The organism is Micromonospora sp. SL4-19, from assembly GCF_047921475.1.
Taxonomy (GTDB): Bacteria; Actinomycetota; Actinomycetes; order Mycobacteriales; family Micromonosporaceae; genus Micromonospora.
In genome coordinates, this window is the sequence record NZ_JBLROB010000007.1 from 225,161 (window position 1) to 250,745 (window position 25,585).

General features: G+C 70.3%; 20 protein-coding genes. 12 read left to right on the forward strand and 8 right to left on the reverse strand.

Features of this window, described 5'->3' with window-relative positions; all coding sequences use genetic code 11:
- Window positions 1-215 precede the first annotated feature (215 nt).
- The 3 genes from ACNAVT_RS13095 (at window position 216) to ACNAVT_RS13105 (ending at window position 8,088) form a co-directional block, all read left to right on the forward strand.
- The gene (locus tag ACNAVT_RS13095; protein ID WP_416295972.1) at window positions 216-6,665 is read left to right on the forward strand and encodes a PxKF domain-containing protein; all 6,450 of its coding nucleotides are present in this window, start codon (window positions 216-218) and stop codon (window positions 6,663-6,665) included.
- A 227-nt stretch (window positions 6,666-6,892) separates the two neighbouring features.
- Window positions 6,893-7,501: a permease-like cell division protein FtsX gene (locus ACNAVT_RS13100; protein ID WP_416295974.1), complete on the forward strand. Its 609-nt coding sequence runs from the start codon at window positions 6,893-6,895 to the stop codon at window positions 7,499-7,501.
- On the forward strand, window positions 7,501-8,088 hold the full coding sequence (locus ACNAVT_RS13105) for a SigE family RNA polymerase sigma factor (RefSeq protein ID WP_416295976.1): 588 nt from the start codon (window positions 7,501-7,503) through the stop codon (window positions 8,086-8,088). The genes ACNAVT_RS13100 and ACNAVT_RS13105 overlap by 1 nt, the downstream gene beginning before the upstream one ends.
- A gap of 41 nt (window positions 8,089-8,129) precedes the next feature.
- Here the strand turns inward: ACNAVT_RS13105 and ACNAVT_RS13110 are convergent, their stop codons facing one another.
- From ACNAVT_RS13110 to ACNAVT_RS13120, 3 genes are read right to left on the reverse strand one after another with little or no spacing between them, the layout of a single operon-like run.
- On the reverse strand, window positions 8,130-9,374 hold the full coding sequence (locus tag ACNAVT_RS13110; protein WP_416295978.1) for a MalY/PatB family protein: 1,245 nt from the start codon (window positions 9,372-9,374) through the stop codon (window positions 8,130-8,132).
- Window positions 9,375-9,420: 46 nt separating this feature from the next.
- Window positions 9,421-10,794: a permease prefix domain 1-containing protein gene (locus ACNAVT_RS13115; RefSeq protein WP_416295980.1), complete on the reverse strand. Its 1,374-nt coding sequence runs from the start codon at window positions 10,792-10,794 to the stop codon at window positions 9,421-9,423.
- The gene (locus tag ACNAVT_RS13120; RefSeq protein ID WP_416295982.1) at window positions 10,791-11,165 is read right to left on the reverse strand and encodes a PadR family transcriptional regulator; all 375 of its coding nucleotides are present in this window, start codon (window positions 11,163-11,165) and stop codon (window positions 10,791-10,793) included. The genes ACNAVT_RS13115 and ACNAVT_RS13120 overlap by 4 nt, the downstream gene beginning before the upstream one ends.
- A gap of 57 nt (window positions 11,166-11,222) precedes the next feature.
- Here ACNAVT_RS13120 and ACNAVT_RS13125 point away from each other — a divergent pair, with 57 nt between their 5' ends.
- From ACNAVT_RS13125 to pdxY, 5 genes are all read left to right on the forward strand, one after another.
- On the forward strand, window positions 11,223-11,384 hold the full coding sequence (locus ACNAVT_RS13125) for a hypothetical protein (RefSeq protein ID WP_416295984.1): 162 nt from the start codon (window positions 11,223-11,225) through the stop codon (window positions 11,382-11,384).
- Between the two features lie 95 nt (window positions 11,385-11,479).
- Window positions 11,480-12,988, forward strand: a complete 1,509-nt coding sequence (locus tag ACNAVT_RS13130; RefSeq protein ID WP_416295986.1) for a pyridoxal phosphate-dependent decarboxylase family protein — start codon at window positions 11,480-11,482, stop codon at window positions 12,986-12,988.
- A gap of 45 nt (window positions 12,989-13,033) precedes the next feature.
- Complete coding sequence (locus tag ACNAVT_RS13135; RefSeq protein ID WP_416295988.1) at window positions 13,034-13,360, forward strand: hypothetical protein; 327 nt, start codon at window positions 13,034-13,036, stop codon at window positions 13,358-13,360.
- 42 nt (window positions 13,361-13,402) lie between these two features.
- On the forward strand, window positions 13,403-14,416 hold the full coding sequence (locus ACNAVT_RS13140; protein WP_416295990.1) for a methyltransferase: 1,014 nt from the start codon (window positions 13,403-13,405) through the stop codon (window positions 14,414-14,416).
- A 191-nt stretch (window positions 14,417-14,607) separates the two neighbouring features.
- The gene (gene pdxY, locus ACNAVT_RS13145; protein ID WP_416295991.1) at window positions 14,608-15,459 is read left to right on the forward strand and encodes a pyridoxal kinase PdxY; all 852 of its coding nucleotides are present in this window, start codon (window positions 14,608-14,610) and stop codon (window positions 15,457-15,459) included.
- 168 nt (window positions 15,460-15,627) lie between these two features.
- Here the strand turns inward: pdxY and ACNAVT_RS13150 are convergent, their stop codons facing one another.
- Together ACNAVT_RS13150 and ACNAVT_RS13155 are read right to left on the reverse strand one after the other, a co-directional pair.
- Window positions 15,628-16,137 carry an FBP domain-containing protein gene (locus tag ACNAVT_RS13150; protein WP_416295993.1) on the reverse strand — a complete coding sequence of 170 codons (510 nt, stop codon included), beginning with the start codon at window positions 16,135-16,137 and terminating at the stop codon, window positions 15,628-15,630.
- 98 nt (window positions 16,138-16,235) lie between these two features.
- Complete coding sequence (locus tag ACNAVT_RS13155) at window positions 16,236-17,210, reverse strand: DMT family transporter (RefSeq protein ID WP_416295995.1); 975 nt, start codon at window positions 17,208-17,210, stop codon at window positions 16,236-16,238.
- Here ACNAVT_RS13155 and ACNAVT_RS13160 point away from each other — a divergent pair.
- A complete protein-coding gene (locus ACNAVT_RS13160; RefSeq protein WP_416295996.1) occupies window positions 17,209-18,615 on the forward strand; it encodes a PLP-dependent aminotransferase family protein in 1,407 nt (468 codons plus the stop codon). The genes ACNAVT_RS13155 and ACNAVT_RS13160 overlap by 2 nt on opposite strands.
- Here the strand turns inward: ACNAVT_RS13160 and ACNAVT_RS13165 are convergent.
- Complete coding sequence (locus ACNAVT_RS13165) at window positions 18,554-18,865, reverse strand: zinc ribbon domain-containing protein (protein WP_416296039.1); 312 nt, start codon at window positions 18,863-18,865, stop codon at window positions 18,554-18,556. The genes ACNAVT_RS13160 and ACNAVT_RS13165 overlap by 62 nt on opposite strands.
- Before the next feature lie 544 nt (window positions 18,866-19,409).
- Between ACNAVT_RS13165 and ACNAVT_RS13170 the strand changes: the two genes are divergently transcribed.
- The 3 genes from ACNAVT_RS13170 to ACNAVT_RS13180 all read left to right on the forward strand — a co-directional run bounded on the left by ACNAVT_RS13170 (window position 19,410) and on the right by ACNAVT_RS13180 (window position 22,548).
- Window positions 19,410-20,696 carry a quaternary amine ABC transporter ATP-binding protein gene (locus ACNAVT_RS13170; protein WP_416296041.1) on the forward strand — a complete coding sequence of 429 codons (1,287 nt, stop codon included), beginning with the start codon at window positions 19,410-19,412 and terminating at the stop codon, window positions 20,694-20,696.
- Entirely contained in the window at window positions 20,693-21,586 is an 894-nt protein-coding gene (locus tag ACNAVT_RS13175; RefSeq protein WP_416295997.1) for an ABC transporter permease, read from the forward strand. The genes ACNAVT_RS13170 and ACNAVT_RS13175 overlap by 4 nt, the downstream gene beginning before the upstream one ends.
- A gap of 86 nt (window positions 21,587-21,672) precedes the next feature.
- Window positions 21,673-22,548 (forward strand): glycine betaine ABC transporter substrate-binding protein, encoded by an 876-nt coding sequence (locus tag ACNAVT_RS13180; RefSeq protein ID WP_416296043.1) that lies wholly within the window; start codon window positions 21,673-21,675, stop codon window positions 22,546-22,548.
- Window positions 22,549-22,892: 344 nt separating this feature from the next.
- Here ACNAVT_RS13180 and katG read toward each other — a convergent pair whose 3' ends face one another.
- Window positions 22,893-25,148, reverse strand: a complete 2,256-nt coding sequence (gene katG / locus ACNAVT_RS13185) for a catalase/peroxidase HPI (protein WP_416295998.1) — start codon at window positions 25,146-25,148, stop codon at window positions 22,893-22,895.
- Window positions 25,121-25,555, reverse strand: a complete 435-nt coding sequence (locus ACNAVT_RS13190; RefSeq protein WP_416295999.1) for a Fur family transcriptional regulator — start codon at window positions 25,553-25,555, stop codon at window positions 25,121-25,123. The genes katG and ACNAVT_RS13190 overlap by 28 nt, the downstream gene beginning before the upstream one ends.
- Between the last annotated feature and the right edge of the window lie 30 nt (window positions 25,556-25,585).

Sequence of the window (25,585 nt, forward strand, 5' to 3'; positions counted from 1 at the left end):
GGTCGGCTCAGCGACGCAGCGGGCCGGGATTCGTCGTCAGGACCCGTGGCCGACGCGGTGAGCGGGTCAGCGGGTGAGCGCGGAGCTGCCGGCAGGCAGTCGGACCGCGTCGAGGTCCCCCTCCCGCCCGGTGTGGACCGCAAGCCGGCGCCAAGCCATTCCCTAATCGAGTTCGGCACGGTCAGCGCGACCCCGAAGCACCTCAAGGAGCGACCATGCGTACTCGTTTCCGCCCGCCACCTGTGTTGCGCCGCGTCGCCGGCGCGACGCTGACCGTCACCCTTGCCGCCCAGGCCGCCGGCGTGCCGGTAGCGTTCGCCGCCGATGCCGCTGCTCCGCTGCCGCGCGTCTACCGGGTCGACAGCGTCACGGAGGTGCCCGACGTCGAGTTCACCGACGCGCTGCTGGCGCTGTCGGCCGACGGCACCACGGCGGTGCACCTGTCCCCGCACGGCGACGACTCTCCGCTCCTCGTGGCGACCAACTTCCAGACCGGCGCGAAGGAGACCGTCGGCCTCGACCTGGAGGGCCAGCCGGTACCACGGGTGGCGGCGGTCGCGGTCAGCGGCAACGGCCGTACGGTGGCCTTCCTCGCCACCGGCAACGACGCGGCCGAACTGCACCTCCCTGTCGACGTTGACCCGAACATCAGTTCGGCGATCTTCGTCCGCGACCGGCTGACCAGGGCGACGACCTGGGTGCCGGTTCCGGACCTGGGCGTACCGGCCTCCCGGCATGCGCTCACCGGGATCGCGCTCAGCGAGGACGGCAGGCGGCTGGCGGCCGAGGTCGCGTTGCCGCTGCCGAAGTACGCCGGGGTCACCAGCCCCGAGGGGGTGCTGGTGGCGACTCTGGCGGCCGATACCGCACCGGCCGTACGGATCGTCGGTCCGGAAGACCTGGTGGCCCCGGGCCGAAACCCCGCCGACGCCGAGCCGGAGGTGCGCGGGTTCGCCCTCTCCGGGGACGGGGCGGTGCTGGCGGTCAACGCCTACCGGGACTCCACGCCGGTCATGCTGCGGTTCAAGGCGGCCACCGGGGACCGGATGACCGGCGACCGGGAACTGACCGGCGCCCAGCAGGCGGCCTGGGTGCCGAACCTGGACCACACCGGGCGGCGTACCGCGTTCGGCAAAGCCGGTGCCGGCGTCGTCGTGGCCGACCTGGCGGCCGGTCCACCGGCCGACGTCACGCTGACCCCGGCCAATCCGGTGCCGTACGTCTCCGGCGACGTCGAGTTCGGCCCCGCAGATCCGCCCACGGACGCCCGGCTGAGCGCCGACGGCGGCACCGTCGCCTTCGTCCGCGCGGGTGCGCTGTGGGCCCAGCCAGTCCGGGCGGGACAGGCGGCGCGGTTGGCCAGCCCCGGCCTGGACGGCCGGATCGCCGAACCGCTGTCCGCCGAAGCGCGCTACCCCGACGCCGCGTACGCCCCGGCGGTCAGCGGCGACGGCAGCGTGCTCGGCTTCCTCTCAGCGAGCACAGCGTTCGTGGCACCACGTACGGAAGCGCCGCAGCCGTCGCACCTCTACCGCTCGGTGCCCGCCGACCTGCCGGCGCCGACCTGGCCCGAAGGGGCCACGCTCACTGCCGAGCCCGGTACGACGACCGTGACGGTCAAGTGGCCGGCGGCGTCGGGCACCGTGACGGCGTACGAGGTCAGCGCCGACGGCGCGGCGGCGACCACGGTGGACGCGCCCACCACCCAGGCGGTCCTGTCGGATCTCGCTGCGGGTGCGACCGTGCAGATCGCAGTCGTGGCCAAGGACGCCGCGGGACGCGCCTCGGCCCCACTGGCCGTCAGCGTGACGCTGCGCGACGACCTGCCGCCGGGCGACGCACCGCTTTCCGCGCTCGCCGGGCCGGGCGCCCGGGTCCGTCTGCAGTGGGAGCGGTCCAACGCGACCGGTGTGACCGGCTACCGGGTCCTGCGTGACGGCGTCAAGCTCGCCGACCTGGCGGCCGACGCGAACACGTACGTGGACAACGCCGTGGCCGCCGACACCTCCTACCGCTACGCGGTCGCGCTGCTGCGCGGCGCCGAGGAGTTCCCCCTCACCAAGGACGCCACCGTACGTACGGCGGCGATGTCGGTCAGCGAGGCGGCGTGGAACTGGCCGCGGGTCACCGGGACGGCGTACCTCGCCCCGGGGCGCGCGGCGGCCTTCGCCCTCGTCGGCGCGGCGGGCTTCGCCGCCTCCGCCGACCTGACCGTCCGGACGGCGGACAACCCCGCCGAACGGATCCGCATCGAGCTGCAGGAGCAGGAGCCCGGCACGTACACCGGTTCCTGGCCGGTGGCCACCGGCGTGCTGGCGGTGACCTCCGCCGTGCTGCACCTCGGCGACGGCGTCGGCAACACCCTCGACCGGCCGGCGAGCGGGCTACCGGCCCAGGTCGGCGGCCTTCTGCGAGCGGACGTCAAGGCGACCGGCGGCGAGCCGGCGGGCGTCCGGCTGCAGGTGTGGAGCGACGCCACGCACAGCGGGACACTGCGGGTGCTGGACAGGAACGGGCTCACCGAGATCCCCGTCGCGCCCGCCGCCGACCACCAGATCACCACCACCCGCACCGACGGTCTGGCCGGCACGCCCCGGCGCGACGTGGAGGTCGGCTCGGGGCAGGTGATCGACCTGCCGCTCGGGCCGAGCGTGCCGGCGACGGCGACGGTGTTCGCGAAGCGTGCCGATGGATTCCCGATGACCGGTACCCGGATCACGCTGGACACTCCGTCCGGCCCGCGCGCCGGGACCACCGACAGTCGGGGCCGGGCGATCTTCACCGGCCTCGACGCGGCCAGCCGGGTGACGGCCACCGCCGACCTGCCGGCCGACGTCCTCGCGGCCCAAGGGCTTGGCGAGCGGCCGTCGCGGGAGCTCACCCTGACGGCAGGGGACAACGAGTTCCAGCTTGTCGCGACCGCACTGCCCAAGGCGCGCCTTACCGGCACGACGAAGACGCCCGACGGCAGGCCAGTGCCGTACGTGCAGCTCCAGGTCAGCCAGGCGCTGCACGGAACCGGGCTCTCGTACGCCACGAAGTCCGGGGCCGATGGCACCTGGAGCGTGGAGGTGCTCGGCGGCATCGGGACGGCCACCCAGGTGCGGACGGCGGGGGTCAGCGTCCAGGAGGCCGAGGTGATGGTCGGTTCCGAGCCGCCGGCACCGGTACACATCGTGGTGCCGACACCGGACGGCTTCGCCTTCGCTCCGTCGCTGACCGTGAAGCTGCTCGACGCGGAGCCGGTCCGACAGGAACTCGACTGGAACACCGCGGACCTGTTCCGGGCCAAGCTGACGTGGGGCACGAGAAGCCTCCCCGCGGTCGAGCACATGACCGTGTCGGCGCCGCCCAACACCCCGGTCCGGTTCTGCGCCGACGGCATCCGATCCGGCCTGCCGACCGGGTGCGCGGAGGCCCTTACCTCAGGCACGGACGAGATCCCGCTGAACGTCACCCTGGAGGAGCAGGCCCGGTTCACCGCCCGGATTCTCGAGCCGAACGGCACCCCGTTCACCGGCCGGTACCAGGTTTCGCTGGCCGGCCCGGTAGCCTTCGCGACCCAGGCCGCGGGTTCCGACCTGTCGGTGAGCGCCCCGGCCGCCGGCACGTACACGCTGACGGTGAACGTCGGGGGCGAACGCCGGCTCCAGCGACAGGTGCAGGCGGTCGCCGGCCGGATCACCGACCTTGGCGAGCTGCGCCTGTCGTCGGGCAGCAGACTCCTCGACGCACGGTCTGGACTGGTCATCGTCGACGAGGAGGTCGTTCCCGGCGGCCTGGCGGAGCTGCGCGCCCAGATCGTCTACGCGGACGCGACCGACCACGGCACGGTCCGGGTCGGCCTACCGGACGGGGTGACCGTGGAGCAGGTGCTCCGCGACGACGCGCTCACCGACTTCACCGTCGAGGACGGCCGGACGCTGGTCGTGCCGTTGGCCGCCGCCGAATCCCGGACGGTGCGGATCTTCGCCCGTACGCCGCAGTCGGGTGGCGCTGGTCTGGCCTTCCCGGTCTCGGTGACCGGGCGCAGCGGCACGGAGACACTGGGCTCCGTCCTCGCGTTCTCCGGCTACGTCAGCATCGCCACCTCTGGCGCCAGCCCGGACGGCCAGGTGCCGGTGTCGGGCCGGGCTCCGGCGGGCGCGGAGGTCGTCGTCCGCGACGGCGGGCAGGAGGTCACCCGGACCACTGCCACCTCCGGCGGCCTGTGGCGCGCGCGCCTCGACCTCGGTGTCGCCGGGGACGAGGTCAGCCGGCACGTCCTGCGTGCGGAGGTGTCGACGCCCGACCGTCTCCTGGTGTCGCAGTCGGTCGACGTGGTGGTGGACCCGCACGCCGCGGTGATCGAGTCGGTGACGATCCAGCAGACCGGTGGCCGGGTGATCACCTTCCGACCAGCCGAAGGGGTGGCCCGGTTCCCGTACACCTATGCGTCGGGGCAGCCCGTCACCGTGACGGCGCGGTTCACCGGCGAGGTGAGCAACGCGTCGGCACGGGTCGGCAGGATCAGTGGTGCGCTGGCGGTGGTCCCTGGTGAACGGCACACGTACCGAGCGGTGCTGAACCCGACTCTCACCCAGCTCGGGGATGTCTTCATCGACTTCGAGCCGGTGATCAGTCGGCCGGTGCTGCCCGTACCGCCGCGGCCGGACACGCCGGAGACGCTGTTCGACTCCGACAACGTCACACTCTCCGAGCCGGTCGTCAACGGGTCCACGGTGACGCAGTCGTTCACCGCTCCGACCCCGAGGCTCGGGCCGAACGCCCGGGCCACGGTCACGATGACGGTGACCAGGCTCCAGCGGTACGAGCCGAGCGACGCCGCCGCGCGGCGGGCCGGCGCGGCAGGGGTGCGGGCCTTCGAGGCCCTGCTCGTCGGCGAATCACCTGACGTGATCTCGAAACGGCACAGCTGGAACGCGTCGATGGCGGCAATCGTGGACCTCACGTCACTGCGGGAGGCCGAGCCGACCGCGCTGACGAAGACGCTCGCCACCCTGGGGTTCATCGACGGCGCCGCCCGGTTCGGGTTCGAGATGCTGTTCGTCAACGTCACCAACGCCGATCAGATGTACGGCTTTGCCGAGAGCGGGGGGAAGTACAGGTCCATCGAGCAGCTGTTCGACATGGCCGCCCAGTGCCACGATGCCGAGCTGGCGAACATCTACCGCGACCGGGCGCAGATCCTCGCCCGGCAGGCGCTCATGTACGACGTGTTCTCCGACGTCACATGGTTCGCGGGGCTGTTTCTCACTCCGGCGACGTTCGGGCTGTCGGCCTTCGCGATGTGGGCCGCGCCGTGGGTGATGGGAAAGCTCATCGAGTACGACCTCGGCGAGGGGATCGACCATCTTCGCCGTGAGATCGCGCAGGATCCGCAATGCCCCCGCGAGACCGACGTGAGTGCACCCATCAACCGTCTCACCGACATCACCTGGACCCACGACCCGTCGGGCTTCGCCTACGAGGGGCTGGAGGACCGGCGTGTCGAGGGGGTGACCGCGACCCTGCTGCAGGCACCCTCGTCGGCCGGCCCCTGGTCGGTGTGGCGGGCCGAGGAGTTCGACCAGACCAACCCGCAAAGCACCACCACCGACGGTCGGTACGGCTGGGACGTGCCCGAGGGCTGGTGGAAGGTCGTCTACACCGAGGACGGCTACCTGCCGACCGAGTCTCGGGTGCTGAGGGTGCTGCCGCCACACACCGACGTCAACGTCAACCTCGTCCGCGCCGACCTCGCCGAGGTGGACAAGGTCGAGGCCGACCAGGACGGGCTGACTGTCACGTTCACCCAGCCGATGCGGGCGAACCAGGTGCTGGACGGCCTGACAGTGACGACACCGGACGGCGACCCGGTCGGTGGGCGGTGGACGGCCGTCTCCCGGCGGGCGCCGGTCGGGCACCCGCTGGAGAACGCGCCGCTGGCGACAACGTTCCGGTTCGCCGGGGAGAAGCGCTCCGGCAAGGTAACGGTCGTCGTCGACGAGCTGGTGCAGGACCACGTCGGCCGAGCCGTGGCCGAGGGCACTGAGCGGACGCTGACCGTGGACTGGCACGGGCCGGACGCGGTGCCCCCGCAGGTGAGTGTCACCGGCGTCGCCGACGGCGGCGTCTACCACCTGAAGGCGGTGCCCACCGCGGGCTGCCGGACGGTGGACGAGGGATCCGGGGTGGCGACCGAGGCGACGCTGACCGTCACCGGTGGCACCGCCGCTGGGGTCGGCGTCTACACGGTGACCTGCGCGGGAGCCGTGGACAAGGCCGGCAACCTCGCCGCGCCGGTATCGGTCGGCTACACCACCGCGTACGTCTTCGACGGGTTCAGCGCGCCCGTGAAGAATGGCGACGGGTTCAACAAGGCGAAGGCCGGGCAGGCGATCCCGATCAAGTGGCGGCTCACAGACGCCACCGGCGCCCCGGTGACGAACCTGGCGGCGGCGCCGCTGAGCGTCGTAACGGCCGACTGTGCCACGGCCAGGACCCTCGCCGCGATCGAGGAGTACGCCAGCGACGCCTCCGGGCTGCAGAACCTGGGCAACGGGTACTACCAGGTCAACTGGAAGACGCCGAAGACGTACGCCGGCACCTGCCAGAAGCTGCGGGTCGAACTCGGGGAGGGACCAGCGGTGGCCCACACCGCGCTGTTCCAGTTCGCCGCATGATGCCCTGAGACACCGCCACTGAGCCCGGTGCCCCGAGCGTTGACCTTCACGCTCGGGGCACCGGCGTCTCGTGCCAACCTGCCAGGACGTGGCCGGAACCGAGCGTTCACCCGTACGGGACCCGTTCCCGCCGACGCAGTCGCCGCCCGTTCTCTCGTCGATGTCACCGATTCGGTGTCCCAACCAGTCATCACAGGTGGGAGTCCACCGGAGCACGGGAGTGAACCTTGGATCAGAACCTGCGGCTACTCTTCGACCGCGCGGTGGCTGACGAGCCCGAGCCGCCGACGGGTGACCTGGCCGGCCAAGCCATGGCCACCGGCACCAGCCTGCGCCGCCGCCGACACCGGCTGGCGGCAGCGGGTGTGGCGGGCCTGGCCACCATCGCGGCGCTGGGGGTGGTGAACGTGGCGACATCGCCGCAACGGTCGGCGTCACCAGCGAGGGTGCCCGCGGGATTTGCGATGCTGGTGAACCCGGCGTGCGAGTCCCCGGCCGGGGGCACCGCAACCGATGTTTCGATCTTCCTGGCAATGGACATCACCGATCAGCAGACCAGCGCGGTGAACCAGGCACTGGAGGCGGATCCGGCAGTCCGGACCATCATGTTCGAGAGCCGCGAACAGGCCCTCGCCAAGTACCAGAAGCAATTCGAAGACGCGCCGCAGCTCGTCGCCGCCGTCCAGGCGAGCATGCTTCCGGAGTCGTTCCGGCTCAAGCTGGCCGGACGGTCGCAGTACCCCAGCCTGGCGGCTCGCGTCGGGCGGATGCCCGGAGTCGACGAAATCCTCGGCAGCGAATGCCCTCGCGGCACGAACGCGTGGGCGGCCAGGTGATGGCAGACACCCTGACCACCCCCGCCGCCGGATCGCCCCGAACCAAGCACGTCCTGGTGGTCCGGTGGGGCGCGGCCCGGCGGCGCGAGCAAACCGCCCGGCAGGCGGAGTTCACCGCGTTCGTGGAGGCCACCGCGCCGAGGCTGCGGCGTACCGCCTACCTGATGTGCCGCGACTGGCACCTCGCCCAGGACCTGACCCAGGTCACCTTCGCGAAGATGTACGCGACGTGGGGCAGGATCCGGCGTACCGCGAACCTCGACGCGTACAGCCGACGCGTCCTGATGAACGCCGTCTTCGACCAGAAGAAGCGGCGCAGCGACTCCGAACTTGTGCTCGCCGAGCTGCCCGAGGCGCCGCACCAACGGCCCGACGACACCGTGGAACTGCATGTCGCTCTGCTGCAGGCGCTCGCCACCCTGCCTGTCCGCGACCAGGCCATCGTGGTGCTCCGACATTGGGAGGATCACAGCGTCGAAACAGTGGCCGGCATCCTCAACGTGTCCGCGTCAGTGGTCAAGACACAGAACGCGCGTGCCCTCAGCAGGCTCCGGGCGTTGCTGGGCGAGGACTTCGTACGGAGCTGAAGCCCGCGGGTCGTGGCGGCATGACACCTGGGACCGAGGGCTCAGCCCGCCGACGGGTGGTGCCCGTCGACTGCCCCACCCATCCGGGTGACCGCCTCGGTGAGGATCGCGGGGGAGGTGGCGAAGTTGAGTCGTACGAAGCCTGCCCCGCCGGCGCCGAAGACGTGCCCGGAGCTGAGGGCGACCCGGGCGCGGTCAAGGAACATCCTCGCGGGTCCGGCGAGGTCACTGGCCACGCCGGGTTCGCCGTCCGGCTCCTCGGTGGCGATGCCCAGCCCCCTGCAGTCCAGCCAGGCGAGGTAGGTGCCCTCGGGGCGGTGGTACGTGACGGACGGGAGGTGCTTCGCCAGCAGCGACTCCAGCAGTGTGCGGTTGCCGTCGAGGCCGTCGAGGAGGAGGTCGAGCCACTGCCCGCCGGCGCGGAACGCGGCGGTGTGCGCGATGACGCCCAGGTGGCTGGGCCCATGGCTGACCTCTTCCGGCATGCGGTTGAGGTCGGCGGCGGCCTGCGGCCCGGCGACCGCGAGCGCCGCCTTGAGGCCGGCGAGGTTCCACGCCTTGGAGGCGGAGGTAAGGGCGAACGCGTTCTCGGCGCCGGCCACCGTGAGGTACGGGGTGAATTGCGCCCCAGGGAGCACCAGCGGGGCGTGGATCTCGTCGGAGATCACCCGCAGGCCGTGCCGGCCGGCCAGTTCGGCGACGGCCTCGAGCTCGTCGCGGCGATGGACGACGCCGGTCGGGTTGTGCGGGTTGCACATCAGGAACGCCGGCCGGCGGCCGTTGGCCCTGGCCCGGCGGAACGCCTCGTCGAGAGCGGCGAGGTCCATCCGCTGGTCGGGTCCGAGTGGGGCCTCGATGACCTGCCGGCCGGCGTGGCTGACGAAGGCGTAGAAGGGCGGGTACACGGGGGAGCAGACCACCACCGCGTCTCCAGGGTCGGTCACCAGCCGGAGAACCTCGACGATGCCCATCATCACGTCGGGTACGACCGTGGTGTGGTCGACGCGGAAGTTGTGCCAGCCCCAGCGCCGGGCGGCGAAGTCGCCGAGCGCCTCGGCGTACGCCGTCCCGTACGCGTAACCGGTGTCACCGAGGTCGATCGCGCGGCGGAGCGCGTCGGCCACGGGGGGAGCGAGGGGTACGTCCTGCTCCGCGACCCACAGGGGGAGCACGTCGGGCGGGTGCATGCGCCACTTCACGCTGGTGCGCTGCCGGAGTTCGTTCAGCGTGAGCAGGGTGAGCGGATTCTGGGCCGCGGAGCCGTCGGCAGAGGGGGCGCTTGCCATGCCGCCCACCCTAGGCCGTACGTCGACGTCGTCGAGACTCGGTCGGTCAGAGGTAGTTGAACAAGGGAGGGAAGACCAGGACCACGATCCAGGCCCAGGCGGCGTACACCGGTAGGTAGCCGGTCTGCCAGCGCTCGAGCGCCGCGAACGGTGTGTGCCGGCGGACGAAACCCAGCACCAGCCATGCCGACCAGGCGAGATTGGCCAGCAGGACGACGTTCTCGCCGAGCGCCGCTGCCTTGTTGGGTGTGGTGCCGTACTCGGTGATGCGCCCGGTGATTTCCACCAGAACCAGCACATCAATGGCCAGGGCGCTGACCACGAGGGCGAACTGCAGCTTGTCGAACAGACCGGGCGGAGCCAGCGGATCGCGGGCTGAGGTCGAGTAGAGCAGCAACCCCAGCACCACGACCAGCAGGAGGTCGAACAGGATCAGCGCCTCCCGTTCGACGTCGATGCCGGCGCGGGTCCAGCCGAAGGCAACGAGGAAGGCCAGCAGCACCGCCGTGAACAGCGGAGTGAACAGCCGCGTGAGCACCGGGGCAATGTTCTCGACGACACTCTGCTTGGCCTCGACGAGCCACCCGGCCACCACCACCCCAGCCACGACGCCGCAGGGGAGCAGCCACTGCGAGATGAAGTCTTCCGGGGAGATCCCGATGGCCTTGAAGGTCCCGGACATGAACGCGATCAGCACGCCGCCGCCGAGGGCGATGAGAACCAGGTATATGAACCATTCGCCGGTGAAGCGGATGAAGTCCATGCGGCGGCGCGACGACCGCAGATCGTCGGCCACATAGGCCAGGCCGACCACGATCCACAGGGCGATGGGGAGATGGATGCTGGTCAGGACCAGCGACTGGGAGTCGTTCGCGAGCGGGTAGGCGTTGGCCGCCACCGCGCCGAGCGCGAACAATGCCAGCAGCGCCCCGATCAGCGCCTTCGGGGCACGACGGCGCCAGGCCAGGAAGGCCGCCAGCCAGGGCAGTGCGAACAGGCTGAAGTTCGGCCCGTAGAAGGCGGCATTCCCTTCGAGGCTCATCCCGAACAGCTCGGGCACCTTGATGGACGCTGCCGCGCCCGTCGCGCAGATGGCCATCGCGATCAGGTCGCGCCGCGCCGGGGTGTCGACCGCCGGGCTGCCGGTTTCACCGGTCAGCACCAGTTGCTTCCACAGCCGTTCGGAATGCTCCCGGGCGAACTCGCGGGACAGCTCGTCCACGCTTCCCATGCGTTTGACCGCGATCAGGAACGCCTCGTCGGCGCGTAGCCCAGCGGCGATGAGCTCATCGACCGAACCCCGGAGATGATCCTCGAGCTCTTCGACGTCGGATCTCTGCAGCTCTGAGCGGCGCTGCACATGTTGACGCCACTGCGCGACCTGGGCCTCCAGGTTGTCGTGGCCCTCCGGTGCTGTCATGCCTGACCCTCCAGCGGGATCGCTGTCAACGGCCTGAAATCGCCCGGGCCGAGCCAGATCTGCTTGAGCGTGTCCACCACGGTGTCCCACTGGCGGCGTTGCTCGGCAAGCTCAGCCAGGCCACTGGTGGTGATGCGGTAGTACTTGCGCCGCCGCTCCCCGGTGACCGCCTGCCAGCTCGATTCCACATATCCGAGGCGCTCGAGCCGGTGCAGCAACGGGTAGAGCAGTCCCTCGGTCCAGTCCAGCTCTCCACCGGACAGCTGGTTGATTCGTCTGAGGATGGCGTAGCCGTAGCTCTCCCCGTCGGCCAGGATGCCGAGCACCATCGGCGTCGCCGAGGCGGCCACGAGATCCTTGGTGACCTTCACGAGACCTCCCTGCTGGGCCCATAACCCTAGAGCTATGATGCATAGTAGCTCTAGGCATTGTCCGACGCAAGGAACCACCCGACCGCGGTCTTCCACGTCGGCGACGGCGTCTTCCTCGACACCGCCGCGGCGCACCCAGCACTGGTCTTCGCGATCACACCGTCGAAGGTGCTGGCGTTCACCAAGAACCCATACAGCCAGACCCGCTACGTCCCCTGACACCGCAGCCGTCCCGCCGATCCCGCCCGTCGTTTCCGCGGCGTGAGCGCGGCGCGGGCGAACGCCAGGACACGATCCAAACTATCCTCCGGACCATGACTGCGATCTCACCCGACGAGCGCGGCATCGATTCCGCCCTCGACCCTTCGGCGCAGCAGATCCGGGACATGGGCACACGCGCCGTCGAGTGGGCAGCCGCCTACCACGACTCACTCCGGGACCTGCCCATCGCCCCGCGAACCTCCGCCGCAGCGCTGAAGGAGCTGCTCGCCGAGCCACTGCCCGTCGAGGGCCGTGACTTCACCGACCTGCTCACGGTCTTCCGCGAGGTGGTCGTGCCCGGCACCCGGCACAATGGGCATCCTCGCTTCTTCGGATACGTCTCGGCACCTGGCACCGCGGTCGCCGCAGTGGCCGACTACCTAGCGTCGGCGCTGAACGCGAACCTCCCCGCGTGGCGATCGGCACCGGCTCCCGTCGAGCTGGAGCACGTGGCCATCGACTGGATCAGGGAGGCGCTCGGCTGCGATCCGAGTGCCGGGGGCCTGTTCATGAGCGGCGGCTCGATGGCCAACTTCACCGCGCTCGCCGCCGCACGACACCGCCACTGCGGCGATGCGGTCGCCACCCACGGGGCAGCCGCCCACCCCGCGCCGCTGCGCGTCTATGCCTCGACCGAGACCCACCACTCGATCCACAAGGCCGCCGCGCTGCTCGGCATCGGGCGGGCGAACGTCCGCGAGATCCCGGTGGACGCCCGCTTCCGGATGGACGTCGACGCACTCGTCCGCACCATCGAGGAGGACCGGGCCGCCGGGGCGGAACCGTTCTACGTGGTGGCGAACGCCGGCACCGTCGTCACCGGCGCGGTCGACCCGCTCGCCGAGATCGCGGCGGTCGCGCGGCGGTACGGGCTGTGGATGCACGTCGATGCGTGCTATGGCGGCTTCGCGCGGCTCGCCCCATCGGCCCGTCCGCTCTTCGACGGCATGTCGGAGGCCGACTCGATCGCCCTCGACCCGCACAAGTGGCTCTACCTGCCCGCGGACTGCGGCTGCCTCATCTACCGCGACCCCGAGGCGGCGCGGCCCGCCTTCAGCATGGACGCCCACTACACCCGGGTGATGCAGACCGAGCCGGCCGAGGCCTTCGCCTTCTGGGACTACGGCCCGGACCTGTCCCGGCGATTCCGGGCGCTCAAGGTCTGGATGGCGCTGGCGCACGCCGGTTCGCGAGCCGTCGGCGAAGCGATCGAGGGCAACCTCGACTGTGCCCGCTACCTGGCCGAGCTCGTCGACGCCAGCAACGACTTCGAGCTGCTCGCCCCGGTCGAACTCTCCATCTTCTGCTTCCGCTACCTGCCGCCGGGCGCCCGTGCCGGCTCGCGGTCCCAGGCCGACGAGGAGGAACTCGACCGCCTCAACGAACGGATCATGCTGGCACTGCAGCAGGCCGGCAGCTCGTACCTGTCGAACGCGACCATCAACGGCCGTTTCGCGCTGCGCGGCTGCGTGGTCAACTACCGCACCACCCGCCACGACATGGAGATCCTGCTCGGCGACGTACGCTGCGCTGCCGAGCGGGTGATCGAGGAGACGAGCTGAAGATCGTGGCCGTCACCAGCCGCCGGCCGGCTACCATCCCCGGTGATGGCGGAGTTCGTGCATGTCACCGTGGTGCGCGAGCTCGATGATCCGCGTGGCCACGAGGTGTTCGTACCCCGCGCGATTCTCTCTGCCGAGGTATGGCGGATCCGTGACGTCCCGCAGGGAGTCGGTTGGCGGTACCGGCCGGCAGCCCACGGCCAGCGGCCCTGCCCGTGTCCAGTCTGTCTGCCCCGCGGCGTACGCGACACCCTCGGTGGTGGCCAACGCGCTGGATCCAACTACACCGGCCAGCCGGCGGTCAACTCCTACTACATCGAAACACACCGGCCTTCGATGGCTGCCAATCACATGCTCACGGGAGCACAGTGAACGGTAACGGCGAGGCAGGCAACCGTCGAGCGAGGAGGCACCATGGCCGAGGAGACGAGCGGGTGGGGCGGGGGACTGTGGGCGGCTGCTGACCTGGTGACGCCGATGGCCATCCGGGTGGCGGCGACGCTGCGGCTGGCCGACCACATCGCCGCGGGCACGCGGACGACCGAGGCGCTGGCCACAGCGGTGGATGCTGACCGGGACGCGCTGGGGCGACTGTTGGGCCACCTGGAGACCGCTGGTGTGCTGTCTCGCGCGGGGACCGGCACCTACAGCCTGACCGCCCTGGGTGAGCACCTCCGTGACGATGATCCCGGAGGAGTGCGACCCTGGCTCGATCTGGAGGGTGCTGTCGGGCGCGCCGACCTGTGCTTTGTCGAGCTGTTGCACACCGTGCGTACCGGCGAGCCCGCGTTCCCGCGCCGGTTCGGCCTCTCGTTCTGGGACGACCTGTCGGCCGACTCCGCGCGGGCAGCATCGTTTGACGCGCTGATGGGAGCCCGGCTGGTGGCAGACGCTCCCGCTGTAGCTGCCGCCTACCCCTGGGGCGCACTTGGCCATGTCGTCGACGTCGGCGGCGGCAACGCCAGCTTGCTGATCGCCATCCTGCGCGCCCACGGCGACCTGCGCGGGACGGTGATCGACCTCGCCGGCCCGGTGGCCCGCGCCGAACAAGCCATTCGCTCAGCCGGCCTGGGTCACCGGGCTGGCACCCAGGCTGGCAGCTTCTTCGATGCCCTACCCGCCGGAGCGGGCGGCTACGTGCTCTCGGGCGTCCTCCACGACTGGGACGACGAGGATGCCGTTCGCATCCTGCAACGGTGCGCCGACGCAGCCTCGGCGACGGGAAAGGTGCTCGTCGTGGACCACATCGGCGATGCCCAGGGCGGTGCACCGGACACCGAAGGAGACCTGCGCATGCTCTGCTACGTCCGCGGCCGGGAGCGCACCCTCGACCAGCTGGGCGAGCTGACCAAGTCAGCCGGCCTTCAGGTCAGCTCGGTCATGCCAGCCGGCTCGCGCTCGATCATCGAGTTGCGTCCATCTCCTTGAATCCTCCGAGCAGGGCATCCGAGGACGGTTGCCGGTAGCACCGAATCCTCCACCAGAGCCCTCCCCACCAACATCGAGCCGGCCTGGGCGTCAAGCGGTAGCGCGTCATCGACGGAGGACCCGGAGTGGGTCATCCGACAGAAACGGCGGGCAGCAGGCGTGGCACCGCCGTTAACCGTCATGATGAGCCGGTGAAGATCCTGTCCATCCAGTCCTCGGTCGCCTACGGCCACGTCGGCAACTCGGCGGCCGCCTTCCCTCTTCAGCGGCTCGGGCACGAGGTCTGGCCGGTACTGACGGTCCACTTCTCCAACCACACCGGGTACGGCGCGTGGCGCGGGCCGCTGCTGGCGCCGGCGGACGTGGCCGAGGTGATCGAGGGCATCGCCGATCGCGGGGTCCTCGGCAGCGCCGACGCGGTGCTGTCCGGCTATCAGGGTGACCCGGCGGTGGGCGCGGTGATCCTCGACGCGGTGGACAAGGTCAAGGCGGCCAACCCGAACGCGGTCTACTGCTGTGACCCGGTCATGGGCGACGTCGGCCGTGGGATGTTCGTCCGGCCAGGCATCCCGGAGTACATGCGGGACGTCGTCGTGCCGCGCGCGGACATCATCACCCCGAACCAGTTCGAGCTGGACTTCCTCGCCAGCCGTAAGACGAACTCGCTGACGGAGTTGCTGGCGGCGGTCGACGTGGTCCGCGAGACGGGGCCGCGGCACGTCCTGGTCACCAGCGTGCTTCACGGCGACGTGCCGGAGGGGTCGCTGGAGGTGGTGGCCGTCTCGGACGAGGGCGCCTGGGCGGTGACCACGCCGCTGCTGCCGATCAACCCGAACGGGGGCGGCGATGTCACCGCGGCGCTGTACCTTGCGCACCTGTGGACGACGGGCGCGCCCGCGACGGCACTGGAACGCACCATCGCCTCCGTCTTCGCCGTGCTCGACGCGACCCTCGCAGCGGGGACCCGGGAGATCCAGCTGATCGGGGCCCAGGACGCGATCGCCGAGCCGCCCGCCAGGTTCGCCGCCCGGCGGCTGCGCTGACCCCGACCTCCTACGGCACTTGGTGTGGGCCCCGCCGGCCGCGAGATCGCGGCCGGCGGGGCCACGTCTTGTGCCGCCACTCGTTGCCTGCTTCATCTACTCCGCCTCTCCCAGCTGCAGCCAGTGCAGGTTCCGACGTCGGTGGAACGGTCGCTGCGTCTCCGCGGGTCAGCCGGCGATGACGCGGTTGGTGAAGGCGGCCAGATTGGTCACCGTCCGGTCGATCCGATCCTGCAGGGTCAGGGTCTCCTCCCGACGGACCAGCCGCATCTTCGGCTGCCGCTTGCCCCGTACGTAGAGCGAGCAGGCCAGATCGGCGCACAGGTACTCGCCGACGGTGTTGCCGTTGCGCCCGGCGGCCCCGGCCAGTGGCGCGACGAACAGCGCCACCCCCGACGCGGTGTGATCAGTCAGGCAGATCCGACACATGCTCGACCGCATCGTGCTCGGCTTGTATGCCTCGGGCCGTCTGAGGATGACGCCCGTAGGCCCGTCCTTGCCCGGCACGACCAGCAGCGCCCGCAGCGGGGCGCCCGGGTCGGTCCAACCGAGGAAGTCCAGATCGGCCCAGGGAACTGCGCCCTCGGCGAAGCCTGCGGGCATCCGGATCCGGCTTGCCTCGCCCTTGCTGCAGTTCACGAAGGAGCGCCGGATGTCCCTCTCATCGAGTGGTTGCATGAGGGGAAGCTAGTTGCCGCCGCGCCCGCGGTCACTTGCTTTTCGCGTAGGAAAGGGAGTATTCGCGGTTGATATCTATGGAAAGCCTCAAAGCCGATTTACCGGGCAGATAGAACTTCTGCTCTGGGATCTCCTCGGCGAGTGCCGTCCTGATCTGTTGCGCGCGCGGCGCGGGTGCGCTGGGTCAGTACGACGCAGGCCAGCACGACCAGCGCGGCCCCGATCGAGGCAGGGGTGACGGCTTCTCCGAGCAGCAGCGCGGACCAGAGCAGGGTGAGTACCGGCTGCGCGAGTTGGATCTGGCCGACCTTGGCGACGCCACCCCGGGCCAGACCGCCGTACCAGGCGAAGAAGCCCAGGAACATGGAGATCGTGGTGAGGTATCCGAAGGCCGACCAGGCGGCGGCGTCGGCGCGCGGCGGGTGGCCCGAGGCGGCGACGATCGTGATGAGCAGGGTGACGGGCAGCGAAAGCACCAGCGCCCAGCAGATCGTCCGGGCGCCGCCGAGTTCCCGGGCGAGCCCGCCCCCCTCGGCGTATCCCAGCCCACACAGGACGACCGCCACGAGCAGGAACAGGTCGGCGGACGACAGCGCGCCGTGCACCGCTCCGCTGGTGATCAGGAACGCGAGCACGGCCACCAGCCCGCCGCCGCTGGCGACCCAGAACAGCAGCGGCGGGCGCTCGCCGGCCCGCAGCACCGCGAACACGGCGGTCATGGCGGGCAGCACGGTGATGACGATCGCGCCGTGTGCGGAGGTCTGGGTGGTCAGTGCCAGCGAGGTGAACAGCGGGAAGCCGACGACGACGCCAAGGGCGACGATCGACAGCCGCCGCCACTGGCTTCGGGTGGGCCTCGGCGCGCCGGTGAAATGCAGGTAGGCCCATGCCAGTAGTGCCGCACCGACGGCCCGGCCGAAGGCTACGAACCACGGGTCGAGTTGCTGCACGGCGACGCGGGTGGCGGGCAGCGACATGCTGAAGGCGAGCACGCCCAGCGCGCCGAGGGCGAGGCCGATGACCCGATCCGCCGTTATCGTGGTGGTGACAGTAGCGCTACTATGATCCTTCATGAATGACGGTAACGCAGTGGACCGCGTTATCCAAGATCTGCGCGGACTCATGGCGAACTCGGACCCGGGCGCCCGGCTTCCCTCGGTGCGCGAGTTGACCGCCCGGCACCAGGCCTCGCCGGTCACCGTCGCCGAGGCGGTCCGACAGTTGGTGGCGCAAGGGCTGATCGAGACGCGACCGGGGAAGGGCACCTTCGTGACCGTCCCGCCGGACGGGCGGCGAACCCCCGACCTGTCGTGGCAGACGGTGGCGCTCGGTGCCCGCAGACCGGGCGAGGACGAGATGCAGGCGTTACTGGCGTTACCGCGACCCGGAGCGATTCCGCTGTCTGGCGGCTATCTCGAGGCCGATCTGCAGCCAGCCGCGGCGCTCGGCGCCGCGCTCACCCGCGCCGCCCGGCAGCCCGCGTCCTGGCAGCGGGGACCGGCAGAGGGGCGCGAGGATCTGCGCGCCTGGTTCGCCCGTGAGGCCCGGGCCGGGCTGCGCGCCGACGACATGGTGATCTGCCCGGGCGGGCAGGCGGCGCTGTCGACGGCTCTGCGCGCTCTCGCCGCACCCGGCGACACCCTGCTCGTCGAGTCCCCGACCTACCTGGGGGCACTGGCCGCGGCCCGGGCGGCTGGGCTGCGGGCGGTGCCGGTGCCCGCCGACGCCGACGGCGTACTCCCTGACCAACTCGCCGCCGCGTTCGCGCGCACCGGCGCGCGGCTCTTCTACTGCCAACCGCTCTACGCCAACCCGACCGGGGCCACACTGGCAGCGCATCGCCGAGCCGAGGTCGCCGATGCCGTACGCGACGCCGGCGCGTTCCTGATCGAGGACGACTACGCCCGCGACCTCGCCATCGACGGAGAGGCTCCGCCACCGCTGGCCGCCGACGACCCCGACGGGCACGTGATCTACCTGCGCTCGCTGACCAAGTCCGCCGCTCCCGGCCTCCGTGTCGCCGCGATCGCCGCCCGCGGCCCAGCCGGTGCCCGGCTGCGCTCAGCCAGGTTGCTCGACGACTTCTTTGTCGCCGGCCCGCTGCAACAGGCCACGCTGGAGTTCGTCACCGCACCGGCCTGGACGCGGCACCGCCGCGCTCTGCGCACCGCGCTGCGGACACGGCGCGAGGCGCTGCTGACCGCACTGCGCCGGCACCTTCCGGGGCTCGCCCCACCGGCGATCCCACGCGGTGGCCTGCACCTGTGGGCACGCCTGCCCGACAGCACCGACGACGTCGCGCTGGCCGCCGCGGCTGCCACCGAAGGTGTCGTCGTCTTCCCCGGCCGCCCCTGGTACGCGGCCGAACCCCCGGCGACGCACCTGCGCCTGACCTACGCCGCAGCCCCACCCGACCTCATGGAGGAGGCCGTCCGCCGCCTCGCTCGCGCCCTCGGGCAAGAAACCACACGTTCTTGACGTTCTCCCTGCCCTGAAGGACGGGGATTCCCTCCGCGCTGCGTGCGGAACAGCGCGCTGCGCCCGGGCGGATTCCTGGTTCACGGCGCTGCGCCGGCACGGGTGCTGGTCTTATCTGCGCTCCACAGGCGTTTAGGCTCTCGGCGCGTCCCGCCGCGAGCACGTTGATGGCCGCGTTGATGTCCCGGTCGTGGACCGCCCCGCACGGGCAGGTCCACGACCGGACGTGGGCACCGGCAATTACAGGCAGTGATGTGCTGTGTGCTACCCGGCGTCAGCCTGGCCGGATCGTGGAAGCGGCCGAAGTGCTCGACGCCGGCCACCCCGCCGATTCGTAATCGGTGACTTCGGGAGGCGGCCGACTCGATTGCGGAACCGCGTCGCCGACGGGCCGGAAGAGCCGGCCGTAATATGACAGTCACATGACGGTAAATCACAAACGCATGACATTTGTCTATCACCGTAGTCATCTTCGAGACGAACGGCGGCAGCGAGGCGGCGCGCCACCGGCATCCGCGTCGGACGGCACAAAAGCCCCAGGGAGGGTCGAACCGACCCGGTCGGCACCTGGTACGGGCACATCCGTCGTGCGTACGGAAGACCGAATCTGACCCTGTCTAGGGGGCACTTTCTGTGGGCATATCCACAATCCCCGCAGTCTCGGCTGGCTTTTCCCTGATGACGTCGGTAGGTTTCCTGGCCAGCCCCTGTGGCCAACTGACTGTGACTGATGTTGATATCGACGGACGAGACGCGAAGATTGCCACCGATGGCGCGCTCCGCCAGCGGTTGTCATCGGAGAGGGGACCGTGCCCGCACTCACAGTGAAGTCGCTCTACAAAATATTCGGCAATCGAACTGACGAGGCGCTGAGGCGCCTCGCGAGCGGCGCCCCGCGTGCTGAGGCTATGGCGGGCCTGCCAGCCACGGCAGCCGTGATCGACGCGAACTTTGAGGTACGCCCCGGCGAGGTCTTCGTCGTGATGGGCCTCTCCGGCTCCGGCAAGTCCACCCTCATCCGGATGCTCAACGGCCTGGTGCGCCCCACCCGGGGCAGTGTGCAGGTCGACGGGGTGGAACTCACCACGCTCAAGCCCGCCGCGCTGCGCAAGCTCCGGCGGGAGAGGATCAGCATGGTCTTCCAGCACTTCGCGCTCATGCCACACCGGACCGTGCTGGAGAACGCCGGGTACGCCCTCGAGGTCGCCGGCCTGCCCAAGGCCGAGCGGCGCTCGCGTGGCCTCGACGCGCTGCGCATGGTGGGCCTGGAGGAGTGGGCGGACAAGCTTCCCCACGATCTCTCCGGCGGCATGCGGCAGCGGGTCGGGCTGGCCCGCGCTCTCGCCGCCGACACCGACATCCTGCTGATGGACGAGGCATTCTCGGCGCTGGACCCGCTCATCCGCCGGGAGATCCAGGATCAGCTCCTGGAACTCCAGGGCGAGCTGGGCAAGACCATCATCTTCATCACCCACGACCTGAACGAGGCCATGCGGCTCGGCGACCGGATCGCGGTGATGCGGGACGGCCGGATCGTCCAGATCGGCACCGCCGAGGAGATCCTCACCGACCCGGCAAACGACTACGTGGCGCAGTTCGTCGCCGACGTCGACCGGACCCGGATCCTGACCGCCTCGTCGGTGATGGAGAAGCCGCATCACGTGTTGGACGTCAACGCAGGTCCCCGGGTGGCTGCCCGCGCCCTACGGGAGAGCCAGACCTCGGTGGTCTACGTGACCGGGCCGATGAAGCAGTTCCTCGGCACGGTCACCGAGGACGAGGTGCTGCGGGCGCTTCGCGAGGGCCGGCCGAGCCTTGACGGGTACGTCTCGACCGAGCAGGTCCGCACGGTCGCCGCGGACACGGCAGTGGCCGACCTCTTCGCGGACTGCGCGGAGAGCCAGCACCCGGTGGCCGTCCTGGACGACCGGGGCCGGCTAACCGGGGTGATCCCGCGGATCACCCTGCTCAGCGCCCTGGCCAGCGCCACCCCGGACAGCGTCTCCGCTGTGGACGAGCCGGCGGACCAGCCGGTGCACTCCGACGTCGAACTGGTCGCCGCGAAGGGAGAGCCGGCATGACCGTCGCGCAGTCCCCGCTCGACGCCTGGCTGCCCCGGGTGCCGCTCGGCACCTGGGTGGAGTCCGCCGTGGACTGGGCCAAGGGTGCCCTCAGCGCGGTCTTCGACGCGATCGCGGCCGTGGTCGACGCCCTGGTCCAGCCGCTCGACGGCCTGCTCAACGGCGTGCCGGCGGTGGCGGTCATCCTGGTCCTTGCCGGGCTCGGCTGGTGGCTGCGCGGCTGGAAGTTCAGCCTCGGCAGCGCGGTCGGCCTCGGTCTGGTGGCCGGGATGCCGTACTGGGAGGAGACCATGAGCACGCTCGCGCAGGTGCTCGTGGCCAGCGTGCTCGCCCTGCTGCTGGCGATCCCGGTGGGTATCTTCGTCGCCGAGAACCGGCGGGCGTCCGCCCTGGCCCGGCCGGTGCTGGACCTCATGCAGACCATGCCGGCGTTCGTCTACCTGATCCCGGCGATCTTCTTCTTCGGCATCGGCACCGTGCCCGGCGTGCTGGCCACGCTGGTGTTCAGCATGCCGCCCGGCGTACGCCTCACCGAGCTCGGCCTGCGCCAGGTCGACAAGGAGATCGTCCAGGCTGCCGAGTCGTTCGGCGCGCCGCCATGGATGGTGCTGCTCCGGACCAAGCTGCCGCTGGCCCTGCCGACGATCATGACCGGGGTCAACCAGGTGATCATGCTGGCCCTGTCCATGGTGGTCATCGCCGGCATGGTCGGCGCCGGCGGCCTCGGCGACGTGATCACGTTCGCGCTTGCCCAGGGCGAGGTGGGCAGCGGCTTCGAGGGCGGCATCGCCGTCGTGATCCTCGCCGTAGTGCTCGACCGGCTCACCGACTCCGCGGGCGAACGGTTCCCCTCCGCGCGGGCGCAGCGCCTCGCGCGGCAGGCCGCCTGACCGTCGCCCTCCGCCGGCACCCCTGTTCCCGCGTACGCGGGTCTGCCGGCTGCTCTGAGAAGGAAGGAAACTCCGTGTTCACCACCATGAAGCGCGTCCTGGCGCTCGCGATGACCGCCACCCTGGCGCTCGGCGCGGCCGCCTGTGGCGCAAAGTCGGACAACGCGTCCGCCGGCAGCAAGAAGAAGATCACCATCGGCTACATGGCCTGGGACGAGGCGATCGCCGCCTCCCACCTGTGGCAGCACATCCTCGAGGAGAAGGGCTACCAGGTTCAGCTCAAAAACCTGGAGGCCGGCCTCGTCTACGGCGGCCTGGCCAACGGCAACATCGACCTCTTCCTGGACGGCTGGCTGCCCCAGACCCACGCGTCGTACATGGAGAAGTACGGCGACAAGCTGGAGAAGCTCGGCGTCTGGTACGACGACGCCAGCCTGAGCATCGCCGTGCCGAAGTACGTCGAGGGCGTCGACTCGCTCGAGGACCTGGCCGCCAAGGCCGGCGACTTCGGCGGACAGATCATCGGCATCGAGCCGGGCGCCGGCCTCACCAAGGCCACCCAGGAGAAGGTGCTGCCCGGCTACGGCCTGGACGGCAAGATGAAGCTGAAGACCTCCTCCACCCCGGCCATGCTGGCCGCGCTCGACGGCGCGATCGCCGACAAGAAGCCGATCGTGGTCACCCTCTGGCACCCGCACTGGGCGTACGCCAAGTACGAGCTGAAGGACCTGGCCGACCCGAAGGGCACCCTCGGCGCCGCCGAGCAGATCAACACCTTCGCCCGGAAGGGCTTCGGCAAGGACTTCCCTGAGGTCACGAAGATGCTGCAGCAGTTCAAGATGGACAGCGAGCAGCTCGCGTCCCTGGAGGACCTGATGTTCAACACGCACAAGGGTGACGAGGAGAAGGCCGTCGAGGAGTGGCTGAAGGCCAATCCCGACTACCTGAAGGCGCTCGCCTGACCCAGCCCACGACCGGGGGCTCGCCGCTTGCCGGCGGGCCCCCGGTCGCGCGCGTCGTGCTCTGGCGCTCGCGCTGCTCATCCGTCAGGCCAGCCGAGGTCGGCCGCCCGCTTGCCCGGCGTTCGGCTCCTCAGTTGGTCGGCCGCCGGCGGCGCCGCAGCCACCCGGCGCCGGCGCTCACCACGGCGGACCCGATGGCGGTGCCGATGGCGACCAGCGCCGCCCCGACCGCCCACAGCCCGGTATCGTCGGTCGACGCGGGCGCGCCACGCCCAGGCGGCCGTGAAGGCGACCATCCTCACGGGGGCCACCAGCCACGGGCCGCGCCAGCAGAGCACTTCGTGTCAGGCGAGGTCGTACCGGTCCAGGTTCATGACCTTGACCCACGCCACGACGAAGTCCTGGATGAACTTCTCCTGCCCGTCGCGACTGGCGTAGACCTCCGCGATGGCGCGGAGCTGGGAGTTCGAACCGAAGACGAGGTCGACGGCGGTGGCGGTCCACTTGACCTCGCCCGTGGCGCGATCCGAGCCCTCGAACACGTTCTCGGCCGAGGAGGATGCCTTCCACTCCGTGCCGGCGTCGAGCAGGTTCACGAAGAAGGCGCTCGTCAACTCCTCGGGCCGGTCGGTGAGGACGCCGTGTCGTGTTCGACCCGCGTTGGCGTTCAGGGCCCGCATGCCGCCGAGCAGGACCGTCATTTCGGGAGCGGTCAGCGTCAACAGGTTGGCCCGGTCCAGCAGCAGGGTCTCCGGCGACAACTTCTGTCCGGCTCGCAGGTAGTTGCGGAACCCGTCCGCCTTCGGCTCGAGCACGGCGAACGACTCCACGTCGGTCTGCTCCTGGGAGGCGTCCGTACGCCCCGGCGAGAACGGGACCGTGACCTCGTGCCCCGCGTTCCTGGCCGCCTGCTCGATGGCCGCGCACCCGCCCAGCACGATCAGGTCAGCAAGCGAGACCTTCTTCCCACCGGACTGTGAGCTGTTGAACTCCTGCTGGATCCGCTCCAGCGTCTGCAGCACCGTGGCGAGCTCGGCCGGGTCGTTGACCTCCCAGTTCTTCTGCGGCTCGAGGCGGATCCGCGCCCCGTTGGCCCCGCCACGCATGTCGGTGCCACGGAAGCTCGCCGCCGACGCCCAAGCGGTCAAGGTCAGCTGGGAGATGGACAGCCCCGATGCGAGGACCTTGGGCTTGAGGGCCGCGATGTCCTCGGCCGAGATCAGCTCGTGATCGACCGCCGGCACGGGGTCCTGCCACAGTTGCGGCTCCGGGACCCACGGGCCGAGATAGCGCGAGACCGGTCCCATGTCGCGGTGCAACAGCTTGTACCACGCCTTGGCGAACGCCTCCGCGAACTGGTCCGGGTTTTCCAGGAACCGTCGCGAGATCGGCTCGTAGATCGGGTCGAACCGGAGTGCGAGGTCGGACGTGAGCATCCGTGGTTCGCGGCGCTTCGACGGATCGTGTGCCTCGGGCACCAGATCGGCGCCCGCGCCATTCTTGGGCCGCCACTGATGCGCACCAGCCGGCGACCGCACAAGTTCCCACTCGTAGCCGAAGAGGATCTGGAAGAACTCGTTGTCCCACCGGGTCGGATGGTAGGTCCAGGTGACCTCGATCCCGCTGGTGATGGTGTCGCCACCCTTGCCGCTGCCGAAGGTGTTCTTCCAGCCGAGGCCCTGGCTTTCGAGGGGAGCCCCCTCGGGCTCGGGGCCGACGTACTCGGCGGAGGCGGCACCGTGGGTCTTGCCGAACGTGTGACCCCCGGCGATGAGCGCCACAGTCTCCTCGTCGTTCATTGCCATGCGGCGGAAGGTCTCGCGGATGTCCCGGGCGGAAGCCAGCGGGTCCGGGTTGCCGTTGGGCCCCTCCGGGTTCACGTAGATCAGCCCCATCTGCACGGCGCCGAGAGGACCGGCGAGCTGCCTGTCACCGCTGTAGCGCTCGTCTCCGAGCCAGGTGTCCTCGGGCCCCCAGAAGATCTCCTCGGGCTCCCAGATGTCTTCGCGTCCGAAGCCGAAGCCGAACGTCTTGAACCCCATCGACTCCAGCGCACAGTTGCCGGCGAAGACCAGGAGGTCGGCCCAGGAGATCTTCCGCCCGTACTTCTGCTTGACCGGCCAGAGCAGTCGGCGTGCCTTGTCGAGGTTCGCGTTGTCGGGCCAGCTGTTGAGCGGGGCGAAGCGCTGAGCTCCGTCGCCGCCACCACCGCGGCCGTCTTCGATGCGGTATGTGCCGGCGGCGTGCCAGCTCATTCTGATGAAGAGCGGCCCGTAGTGGCCGTAGTCGGCCGGCCACCAGTCCTGCGACGTCGTCATCACCTCGACGATGTCCCGCTTCAGCGCATCGACGTCGAGGGCCTTGAACTCTTCTGCGTAGTTGAACGCTTCGCCCATCGGGTTGGCCCGGGGTGAGTGCTGATGGAGAACCTGCAGGTTCAGCTGATTCGGCCACCAGTCCTGGTTCGCCCTCGGCCGACTCGGCTTGGGAGTCGGGGAGGGGATTGCTGGGTTCTCGCTCTCGCTGCCGCGCTCAGACACGTCGGTCCTTCTCCTGTCAATCTCTCGTTCTGTCAACTGGTTGCTGGTACCGCGACACACTCGGGGCAAACCCCCCAGTAGGTGACCTCGGCCTCGTCGATCGAGAAGCCCTGGTTGTCGGACGCGGTCAGGCAGGGAGCCCCGCCGACGGCGCAGTCGACATCGGCAATGGCGCCGCACGACCGGCACACGACGTGGTGGTGGTTGTCTCCGGCCCGCGACTCGTAGCGAGCCACTGAGCCGGAAGGCTGGATACGCCGCACCAGCTCCGCGACGGTCAGCGCCCGCAGCACGTCGTACACGGCTTGGTGGGACACCTCGGGAAGCTCCCTGCGCACGGCACCGAGGATCGAGACGGTGTCGGCGTGCGGATGTGTGTGCACCGTGGCCAGGACCGCGAGCCGTGGACGGGTCACCCGGAGCGCGGCCCCCCGCAACATGCGCTCGAAGTCCAATATTGTGGGCATGTGCGAAGTATGCGCCACTTCTTTCTTGAG